We start from the raw sequence: 9,625 nt of genomic DNA, 5'->3' as shown, positions 1-9,625 counted from the left end.
CGGTCGCCTTGGTCTCCGGATTTTCACCGCGCTTAGGGGAATGAAAAAAATTTGGAGAGCACAGCGATTGGAACAACGATCCGTTCGCGAATATAGATATTACCCCGATTTTTAGGGAGGAATTCCCTGATTCCATTCATTTAGAGCAATTATCGGCTATTTTCAGGGAGGTTTTCCCTAATTACTCCAAAAAAAAGAAGCTGCCCCATAAGTAGAGTAGCTTCACTACTTTTGAGACAGCCTCCTTTGAATTACATTAACTTTTTGCTCATCCGATAATTAACTAACAGAACCCCTCTTCGCTCTACACTTTGTTTCATCATAAGCTGGTATCCATGTCGTTCAAAAAAGGGCTTAGCTGTAATACTTGCTTCAGTATCCATTTCGTGAAGACCCAGTTCTCTCGCCTTCTGTTCAAGCTTGTGCAGGAGAGCAGAGGCTATGCCTTGGCTTTGGTAATCTTTATGGACATAAAGACGATCTAAGTGTCCTTCCACCGTCATATCCGAAAAACCAACGATACATTCGTTAATTTCAGCTACATAAGTAATGTTGTGACCTAATGAAGCACTCCAAGTCTTAAGCTTGTGTGCTCTTTCCTCATTAGGAGCCCAAGCGTCAAGCTGTTCCTGTGAATAGTGTCGTTTATTTACGGAATGAACCGTCGCATAGAACAATGAGATAAGCTGACTTATATCTGATTCTTGATAAACCCTAATTTCCACTATGAGTTCTCCTTGCTGTCATGGCTACAACCCCACTACATCTTTAAGCTCCAAAAGAGAACTAATCATATAGTTAGGCTTGAGGTCTTTAGGAATCTCTATATTTTGACGATTGTAATAGCAGAAGTCAATGTCAGAATTCACAGCACCATGGTAATCATCCTGTAAAGAATCACCAACGAACAGCACTTCATGATTGCTTAGCTGGAGATCTTTTAAAGACATTTCAAAAATCTGTTTATCAGGTTTTCGGATGCCCACTTCATCGGAGATCATAATGGATTTGAATATTTCATAGATCTTACCAGCTTGCAGTCTTTTTCTTTGTGCCTCACTGATCCCATTGGTGATGATTCCCAGCGCATATTTATCTTTAAAAGAGGTTAAGATCTGTTCCGCTCCTTCTTCAAAATAACAGGAATTGCAAAAATAATTCCAATAAGTATCTGACAGTTTACTGTGCAGAAGTTCTTCCTGTTTAAGCGTGTCTCTAAAAGAATATCTCAATACCTCTCCTATGGTCTTCACCTCACCACCACCCACAAAGTTCATCCAATGGCGAAAATTATGACCTGAGAACTCTCCATAAAATAAAGACCACGCATCAGTATCTTCTACAAAGAGATTATGATCGGTACAGGTTCTTTTCATTGCTTCAATTTCACAAGTACTATAATTTATTAAAGTATTATCTAGATCAAATATAATGGCTTTGTACATAATATCCTCCCCGAATAATGTTCTTATCTATCATAACATGAACATTAGCGTTTGGATAAAATTAACAAAGGGTTTCTCACAGCTCTGCGGTATTCATGAACTCCACCAGATTAATTTTCCGGCCTGTTTTAGCACTTTCCAGCGCTCCGAATACCATTGCCATACTATAACGATTATCTCGACAATTCGTCTCTGCAGGACGTCCCTCTGCTAGCGACAGGAACATTTCCTCCAGACAGCCGTGATGGAAGGTCTTGTTCATCGCAATCACTTCGCCATTTACACGTTCAACGTCGCGAATAAATTTATCGCTCTGGTCTCCTGTTGCGACTACTTCTGCATATGGCAAATCATGCCCATCCCAAATCGCAGTTCCTTTTTCCCCATTAATCCGCCAAGCTGCTTCCCATGAGGTAGAGGCACCTTCCGCACACCAAGACCCCTGATAAGTAAATATGGAACCATCCGACATCTCAAAAATACATACTGCCGATGCATTTCCCTCATACCATGAACCAGGAGGATTAAATTCCTGACAGTAAACAGATACAGGATTCGCACCACTAATGAAACGGGCCTGATCAAAGGTATGAATCGCCATGTCCAGCAGCAGCGGACTTGCCATGACATCACGGAATCCTCCGAAATGAGCGCCGAGGAAAAAGCTTGCACCGATAAATCCGGTTCTTCCAATCATACCTGATTCGATGATTGTTCTTAAAGAACGAATACGAGGATCGTAACGGCGGTTCTGCATCACGGCATGAGTATTTCCGGTTCGCTCCGAGATCTCAACGATCTTATTACATTCCTCCATCGTCTCAGCTAAAGGTTTTTCACTAAACACATTACAACCCAGCTCTAATGCAGTGCTAGAAATATTAAAATGACTTCCTGGAACGGTTACATCAAAAACTAGATTTGCATCGGTCTCCTGGATCGCCAGTTTAATGTCAGTAAACGTCAGACAGGGAATTTCATGTTTCGCGGCCATCGCTTGAGCTGACTCCAGCCGTATATCTACAAGGGCAACAATTTGAATATCGGAACGTGATAAAGCGTATTCAATCCAGGCGTTAGCCATTCCTCCACAACCTGCAACCGCTACACGGTACTGTGCTGTCATCATTCTCCCCCTCAACGGTTAAAGTGGATTAGGTACAAAGCTACCACCCCGGCATTGTTTTAAATAGTTCAAAGCATGAACTTGTCCCATCATCTCCAGCTCATCCCGATAAACTGGATCATGCCAGCCTTCAATATCAATGGTGCCTTTATAACCTGCCTGACGCAAAATAGAAATGATATCCGTCCAGTTCGTATCTCCAAAGCCCGGAGTACGATGCCATACATAAGGCTTAGGGCCGTGGATTCCATACTCTTTTACGATATCCCATGCAATTGTGGCATCCTTGCCATGTACATGAAAGATCTTATCTGACCATTTACGTAGCTGTGGTATCGGATCAATCAACTGCACCATCTGATGACATGGCTCCCATTCGAGTCCAATATTGTCAGCAGGTACAGCGTTGAACATCTTCTCCCAAGATAATGGATTGTGAGCAATATTCCAGTCACCTGATTCCCAGTCTCCACCCATTGAACAGTTTTCGAAGGCAATTCGTAACCCGCGATCCGCTGCTCTTTTAGACAACTCTCCAAATACCTCAGTAAACTTCGGAATGGATTCATCAATGGACACCCCTGGCAACCTTCCCGTAAAACCTGATACCATATCCGTTCCGAACAAATGAGCATGATCAATCAGTCGCTCCCAGCTGGCTAGTACATCGGAATTATCACCCGTATTCGTCAATGGATTGCCGAAGATCCCAACGGTGGAGATCACAAAGTCATGTTCTGCCGCTAGTTCTTGTACACGCTTTCCAGTTTCCACAAGATCTGTTTCCGCTGTAGTTTGCCAGAAGGTTAAGCTAAAAGATTCAAATCCATGTCCTACAATTTGCGGGATCACTCTGACAGCATCTCCACCACCCACTAATGTTCCAATTCGCATTGTATCCTTCATCTTGTGACCACTCCAATATTGGTTTATAGTAAGTTCTATAGTCCGAGTATAACCTGCTTTTGAGCTTAAAACTCTTATTATCTTGTGTTTATATAGTCGTATCTTGTGGGAGTTGAGTGAATTATGAGCTATCCCAATGATCTTAAAGAATACCCTCAATTAGAAGGAAGCAACTATCCGTTTCGATTGTTTTTTAATGAATGCAGATATGCAAAAGCCGGCCAGAACATTCTGTTTCTTCATTGGCATGAGCATTTCGAAATCATCATGATGCAGGAAGGCAGTGCCATCTTTCACATAGACAGTAAGCCGTACGAGCTACATCCCGGAGAGGTATTATTCGTTCCTTCTGGGGGATTACATGTTGGGTACAGTCTGCGGGAAGATCATGTTCGTTTTATATCCATCGTATTTCATCGTTCTTTATTTAAGGATTGGAAGCAAGATCCACAGCACGAGCAATTCGTAGCTCCCTATTTAGAGAACCGATATCAACTTCCGGTTAAACCTGCGGCGCTTGTTCCAACCTGCTCCACTTACTACTCCTTGCTGGACACCATCGTAGATGAAGTGTATCAGAAAGGTCCTGCTTTTCAATTAATCATCAAAAATCAACTGCATCTGCTTTTTGTTTTTCTTTCCCGTACCTTTTTGCCTGAGCAGGCTGCTAGTAACACGAATGAACGTCATTCCTTCAACCGTGAGCGATTCAAGCCACTGCTGGAGTACATGGAGAACCACTTTGATGAGAAAATGACCATTGAGAGCGCCGCCAAATCTGTAAATCTAAATCCGTATCATTTCTGCAAAACCTTTAAGAAGCTAACGGGTCGGACCTTCATCGATTATGTCAATCTGTGCCGAGTAAATGAAGCGGAACGGCTGCTACTAGAGACCGATTTCACAGTGACGGAGATTGCTGGAAAAGTGGGCTGCGATAATCCTAATTATTTTACCAAGCTGTTTAAGCAATATAAAGGGATTACCCCTTCAGGGGTTCGAAAATAGGAGATTCGGTCTCTATACACGAAAAATAGCACCGTTTGCCCTACCAAACGGTGCTGGCTATAGGATTATTCCGTAGCAGCAAGTTCCATCCGCCGCACACTTGCTTGCGCAGGAAAGGATTCAGCCACCATACCAGTACTCCATAGCTTAATCTGCTGCCCTACTTTCAAATCCTTAAAATGGATCGATTCCCCAGCTTCATTGAACATTTCAGATTTCTCATTAAATGAGAACCAGTAAGAGGGCTCTTCGTTTCCAGGCTCCAGAATCAGAATCCGCTTCGCCTGTTTGGTATCGATATCTACGATTTGACCTATTACATGTGGTTCGCCTATCTCTGAAATGTCGTAAGTCAACATATCGGAAGCGAGCCATTTTTCTATCTCATGTATGGCTGTTTCAGCATAATCAGACGGTATTGTAATCGTTACTTTATTACCAATCGTATCCACACTGGAACCGTATAGATTAAGCTTCTGGTAGAGTTCTTGTTTATGCAAAAGCTCCTGTGCAGCTAATAACTCTTGCATCGAATATTTAACATCATGGAGCTCATAAGTACCTGCCGCGAAAGTCTGAGCAAACCGCTGCTCAATCTGCGACTTCAAACCCACTATATTGATATGAACCTTATTATCCTGTAGATAGATATCTCCGTTAGGAATCTTCTGAGCAGATAGGAAAGCTTTAACCGCTTCAGGATCTTCTATTCCATCGCTCGCAGTACCCAAGATATCTGGAGTTGCAGTAATTGCAGCAGTTGGAGCCGGCTCCTTGTTCGATTGTTGATCTTCTGAACAACTACTTATGAACAGGATAGCAGCAGAAATCCATATCCAGCCGCTAATCTTGATCCGCATCCTTTTCACTCCCCCACTCTTTATCTTCTCAAACGGAGATTGGAAGTGATAGGTTGCAATAATAGAATGAATTCTCTAATCCAATGTATATGGAGCAAGTCCAAGTGGAAGAGCCGCTGGACGAGTGCAGGTACTCTCCATTTCGTAAAATGAATGAGCATCTGAAGAATCATGAAAAGCCCACATCACTTCCAATACATGATAAGCCAATTCGCCACTAGCACGATGCTGTCTTCCCGTCCGAATGGCATAAGCCATATCCGCTGGACCAATTCCACGAGTATTTTGATCATATCCAGATAACAGTGGTTGCTCCGTCCATTCATTCTCACCCATAAGCCGGTATTTCACCGGACCTCCAAAATTATTAGGATCCGGCACTTGAATCGTTCCAAGTGTTCCATAGATTTCTATATGCGGCAGGTTACTTCCGCCAAAGATATCAAAGCTAGTAATCAGCGTTGCAATGGCTCCATTCTCAAATCTTAATGTTCCAGCTACATGGGTCGGTATTTGCACAGGAATTTTATTCCCCAATTTCTTCTCACTTGTAATCGTGCGTTCTTCCAGCGCTTTTCCAGTCATTCCGCTAACCGTACGAATAGGTCCGAGCAACTGCACCAATGCTGTCAAATAGTACGGCCCCATATCGAACATGGGTCCTCCACCTGCGGCATAATAAAATTCAGGATCTGGATGCCAATGCTCATGTCCACGGCCCATCATAAAGGATGTAGCTGCAACAGGTTCGCCAATTACGCCCTCCTCGATCAGCTTCAATACGGTCTGAATGCCCGATCCGAAGAAGGTTTCCGGTGCGCTGCCCACAAGCACGCCTTGTTCACGAGCAGCAGACAGAACTTGACGTCCTTCTTCTCTCGTCACAGCCAGCGGCTTCTCAACGTACACATGTTTACCCGCTTCAATGGCTTTCAGGCATACCTCCGCATGAACAGCTGGAATCGTCAGGTTAATTACAATCTCTATCTCCGGATCATTCAGTAACTGCTCTGTGGTATAAACGTTAGGAATATTGTATTGATCCGCTTGTTCCTGTGCTCTAGACAAATCTAAATCAGCACACGCAACTAGATCCAAGATCTCGAACTTTTGACAATTCTCCATATAGATACTACTGATTTTACCGCAGCCAATAATTCCGACTTTGACTTTATCCATTCGTTGATCGCTCCCACTGTTTATTGACTGTCTGCCATTCCGCTATAGCTGGTACTTACCGTTGAAAGATTGGATTGTGTAAGGGCTTTGCCTTCAGCCGCCCATAGCAGTCCTCTGCGCATCATTTCCTTTACCTGTTGCATAGCTACAATATCCGCATGATGACCAAGAGAATTATAATAAACTCTGCCGAGCCCCCAACGTTTTGTCCAAGCTACCGGCATATCTACAGCTTTATTGTACGAATGAGGACCTTCTATAACTGGGAAACGAGTCGTTGCTAGTATTTCTACAGCTGGATCTACATGGAGATAATATTGCTCCGAACACACGCTGAAATCTTCTAATCCTTCTACCAATGGACTTGAGCTTTGACGAATCTCGACAGTATAGTTCACACCGTCATTGCCAGGATGAGCTACCCATTGCCCTCCCGTCATAAACTGCCAATCTACATTATTTCGGAAAGAATCACACATCCCACCATGGCAACCTGCAAGCCCTGTCCCTTGCTGCACAGCAGCCGAGACATTGTCCACCAGCTTCTGATCGATTGTACCCATCGTCCATACCGGAACGATCAAATCTAATCCAAGAAGCTTATCCGCATCGGCAAAAGCCTCAAGCGTGTTCGATACCTCCACTTCAAACTGTTCCTCTTGCAATACCTTAGCGAAGATATCAGCGACCTGTTCAGGCTCATGACCCTCCCAACCGCCCCATACAATCAATGCTTTTCTCATCTTCAGCACGCCTCCTTATGATAAATTACATCTCAGATAAATCGACCCAGCGGCGCTCATCAATAGAGCGTTCTACAGCTTCCAGCACAGCTTGACATTTCACCCCATCATGGAAATTAGGAACAGGTTGACGTCCTTCTTCAATCGCGTTGGAAAGCTCCAACATCTCGTGAATAAAGGTATGTTCAAACCCAATCGTATGACCCGGCGGCCACCAAGCCTCTGCATATTCATGCGCAGGATCTGTAGCCAGCACGCGCCGAAAACCCTGTACATCCTCAGCGTCTGAAGTCAAATAGACTTCTAATTCATTCATCCGCTCGAAGTCGAATTTCACACTGCCAAGACTTCCGTTGATTTCAAAGGAATTGGTAGAGCGATGACCTGCTGCGAATCTGGTTGCTTCAAAGCTACCCATGGCACCGTTTTCAAAACGGGCTAAAAACAATGTGGCATCGTCAACGGTAACCTTACCCTTTGGGGCATCCTTATCACCTTTGGCGCTTAATCCGGTCATTTCAGCGGCGAGTGGGCGCTCTTTTATAAAGGTCTCACTCATGCCGATTACTTCCTTCACGTCACCCACTAAGAAATGTGCCAAATCAATTAAATGCGCACCTAGATCTCCATGTGACCCTGAACCTGCAATCTCCTTCTGCAATCTCCAAACTAACGGGAATTCCGGATCTATAATCCAATCTTGCAGAAACCAAGCCCGAAAATGATAGATCTCCCCCAGCCTCCCGCTCTCTACAAGCTTCTTAGCCAGTCTAACCGCAGGTGAAAAGCGATAATTAAAACCAACCATATGTGTAACCCCTGCATCTTCAGCGGCTTGCAGCATCTCACGGGAATCCGCCAAGGTCAACGCGAGTGGTTTTTCACAAAAAATATGTTTACCAGCTTTGGCTGCTGCCAGAGCAATCTCCTTATGTGCGTTACTTGGAGCATTTATATCAATAAGATCGACATCCTTACGGGCGATCAATTCCTTCCAATCCGTTACACAATCCGCCCAACCTAACTGAGCGGCAGCTTCCTCAAGCGCTTCAGGATTCCGTCCACAAATCACAGACATTTCAGGTTTAAGCGCTTTCGGGAAAAACATTGGCAAACTGCGATAAGCATTACTATGCGCTTTACCCATAAATTTGTAACCGATCATTCCAATGCGAAGCTGTTTCATCTTATTCCTCCTTAGGATTCATAATTATGGATGAAGCTCGAATAACTAGTTCTGTCGGTAGTTTAATCTGGATGACTTGGGAGGATGATGAGGTTTCTGAGAGGCTATTCCCCAGCAATTCTAATACCTTAGCCACAGCGATTTCACCTAGCTCATAAAAGGGAACTCGCACACTGCTTAAGGCCGGTGTAGTAAGCTCAGCGGCATCTGAATCATCATATCCCACGATAGCTGGAATATGATCCCTTGGGATACCTAGCGCCTGCAAGCCTTGCTGCAATCCAATGGCCATTCGATCATTGGCGGCAACAATAGCATCAATCTCATTCAGCAGAGGCAACATCTCCTTAGCAGCCATAACACCGCTTTTACGACTGAAATTGCCTTCGAATAAAAGCGATTCATCCAACGGAAGGTTAGACTCCTCCAAAGCGCGTGCATAACCCGTTAAACGATCTCGGCTGTTCGAATAAGATGCTGGCCCGTTTAGAAAGGCAATTCTTGTAAAGCCCTGATCCAGTAAGTGCCTGACCGCTTGCCAGCTTCCTTCGACATGATCAGCATCCACCTCGTGAAAAGCTTCTTCTTCAAAATGCTGATTAATCAGGCAAAATGGATAACGTTCCTCCTTCAAACGACGAAGTGAATCCAGCTCACCAGGCTCTTCTTTGGCACCGAGTACAATGCAAGCATCGATCTTCCGCATCTTAAACAAACCGCAATAATCCATGGGCTCCTCGGCATTTCGAAAGAGCATTAGCAGATCATAACCCTCTTCTCGCGCCTTACTCCCAATTCCACTTAATATTTCAGAAAAATAATAAGTGGAGAACAAGCGTGCATTTGGCAAATAAGGCATTACTACACCAAGGTGCCCGCTTCTTCTACGAGCAAAGCTCTGCGCGAGTGAACTAGGGGTATATCCCAGCTTGAGCGCAGCTGCCAACACACGTTCCTTCGTTTCTTCCTTGAGCGGACCTACGTTGTTTAACACACGAGAGACTGTGGCTTCTGAGACTCCGGCAAGCTCGGCAACCTCTTTACGGCTGGCGATAGAAATCCCTCCTACGAAAGCGTATTCATTAGATGTACGCGCGTACATTCTCTCATGAACCATGCCCTTCGTCAACCCTATTTTTGGATATTTATTAATAATAAATCCCCTAAATCGA

10 protein-coding genes are annotated in these 9,625 nt (G+C 44.3%); 1 reads left to right on the top strand and 9 read right to left on the bottom strand.

Annotated elements, in window-relative coordinates:
* Window positions 1-251: 251 nt before the first annotated feature.
* From CA598_RS25170 to CA598_RS25155, 4 genes are all read right to left on the bottom strand, one after another.
* A complete protein-coding gene (locus CA598_RS25170) occupies window positions 252-725 on the bottom strand; it encodes a GNAT family N-acetyltransferase (RefSeq protein ID WP_094874180.1) in 474 nt (157 codons plus the stop codon).
* Between the two features lie 24 nt (window positions 726-749).
* Window positions 750-1,445 (bottom strand): HAD family hydrolase, encoded by a 696-nt coding sequence (locus tag CA598_RS25165; protein ID WP_094874179.1) that lies wholly within the window; start codon window positions 1,443-1,445, stop codon window positions 750-752.
* A 76-nt stretch (window positions 1,446-1,521) separates the two neighbouring features.
* The gene (locus tag CA598_RS25160; protein WP_094878292.1) at window positions 1,522-2,571 is read right to left on the bottom strand and encodes a Gfo/Idh/MocA family protein; all 1,050 of its coding nucleotides are present in this window, start codon (window positions 2,569-2,571) and stop codon (window positions 1,522-1,524) included.
* 18 nt (window positions 2,572-2,589) lie between these two features.
* A complete protein-coding gene (locus tag CA598_RS25155; protein ID WP_094878291.1) occupies window positions 2,590-3,477 on the bottom strand; it encodes a sugar phosphate isomerase/epimerase family protein in 888 nt (295 codons plus the stop codon).
* A gap of 123 nt (window positions 3,478-3,600) precedes the next feature.
* On the opposite strand from CA598_RS25155, the gene CA598_RS25150 reads away from it, so the two are divergent.
* The gene (locus CA598_RS25150; protein ID WP_094878290.1) at window positions 3,601-4,485 is read left to right on the top strand and encodes a helix-turn-helix domain-containing protein; all 885 of its coding nucleotides are present in this window, start codon (window positions 3,601-3,603) and stop codon (window positions 4,483-4,485) included.
* A gap of 65 nt (window positions 4,486-4,550) precedes the next feature.
* Here the strand turns inward: CA598_RS25150 and CA598_RS25145 are convergent, their stop codons facing one another.
* The 5 genes from CA598_RS25145 to CA598_RS25125 form a co-directional block, all read right to left on the bottom strand.
* Window positions 4,551-5,345 carry a DUF3221 domain-containing protein gene (locus CA598_RS25145; RefSeq protein WP_094878289.1) on the bottom strand — a complete coding sequence of 265 codons (795 nt, stop codon included), beginning with the start codon at window positions 5,343-5,345 and terminating at the stop codon, window positions 4,551-4,553.
* 75 nt (window positions 5,346-5,420) lie between these two features.
* Window positions 5,421-6,524, bottom strand: coding sequence for a Gfo/Idh/MocA family protein (locus CA598_RS25140; protein ID WP_094878288.1), 1,104 nt, complete (start codon window positions 6,522-6,524; stop codon window positions 5,421-5,423).
* Between the two features lie 20 nt (window positions 6,525-6,544).
* Window positions 6,545-7,267: a ThuA domain-containing protein gene (locus tag CA598_RS25135; protein ID WP_094874173.1), complete on the bottom strand. Its 723-nt coding sequence runs from the start codon at window positions 7,265-7,267 to the stop codon at window positions 6,545-6,547.
* Between the two features lie 25 nt (window positions 7,268-7,292).
* Window positions 7,293-8,453 (bottom strand): Gfo/Idh/MocA family protein, encoded by a 1,161-nt coding sequence (locus CA598_RS25130; RefSeq protein ID WP_094874172.1) that lies wholly within the window; start codon window positions 8,451-8,453, stop codon window positions 7,293-7,295.
* 1 nt (window position 8,454) lies between these two features.
* Complete coding sequence (locus tag CA598_RS25125) at window positions 8,455-9,570, bottom strand: LacI family DNA-binding transcriptional regulator (RefSeq protein WP_256990640.1); 1,116 nt, start codon at window positions 9,568-9,570, stop codon at window positions 8,455-8,457.
* Window positions 9,571-9,625 lie beyond the last annotated feature (55 nt).

It is taken from the genome of Paenibacillus sp. VTT E-133291 (assembly GCF_002264395.1).
In the GTDB taxonomy this organism is placed as follows: Bacteria; Bacillota; Bacilli; order Paenibacillales; family Paenibacillaceae; genus Paenibacillus_AQ; species Paenibacillus_AQ nitricinens.
This window is presented reverse-complemented; position numbering and strand designations above follow the sequence as displayed.

Bases quoted from the DNA above. Each gene is read 5' to 3' on its own strand.
- CA598_RS25125 (WP_256990640.1), bottom strand. From the start codon at position 9,570: ATGGTTCATGAGAGAATGTACGCGCGTACATCTAATGAATACGCTTTC.
- CA598_RS25155 (WP_094878291.1), bottom strand. From the start codon at position 3,477: ATGAAGGATACAATGCGAATTGGAACATTAGTGGGTGGTGGAGATGCT.
- CA598_RS25160 (WP_094878292.1), bottom strand. From the start codon at position 2,571: ATGACAGCACAGTACCGTGTAGCGGTTGCAGGTTGTGGAGGAATGGCT.
- CA598_RS25140 (WP_094878288.1), bottom strand. From the start codon at position 6,524: ATGGATAAAGTCAAAGTCGGAATTATTGGCTGCGGTAAAATCAGTAGT.
- CA598_RS25130 (WP_094874172.1), bottom strand. From the start codon at position 8,453: ATGAAACAGCTTCGCATTGGAATGATCGGTTACAAATTTATGGGTAAA.
- CA598_RS25165 (WP_094874179.1), bottom strand. From the start codon at position 1,445: ATGTACAAAGCCATTATATTTGATCTAGATAATACTTTAATAAATTAT.
- CA598_RS25135 (WP_094874173.1), bottom strand. From the start codon at position 7,267: ATGAGAAAAGCATTGATTGTATGGGGCGGTTGGGAGGGTCATGAGCCT.
- CA598_RS25150 (WP_094878290.1), top strand. From the start codon at position 3,601: ATGAGCTATCCCAATGATCTTAAAGAATACCCTCAATTAGAAGGAAGC.
- CA598_RS25145 (WP_094878289.1), bottom strand. From the start codon at position 5,345: ATGCGGATCAAGATTAGCGGCTGGATATGGATTTCTGCTGCTATCCTG.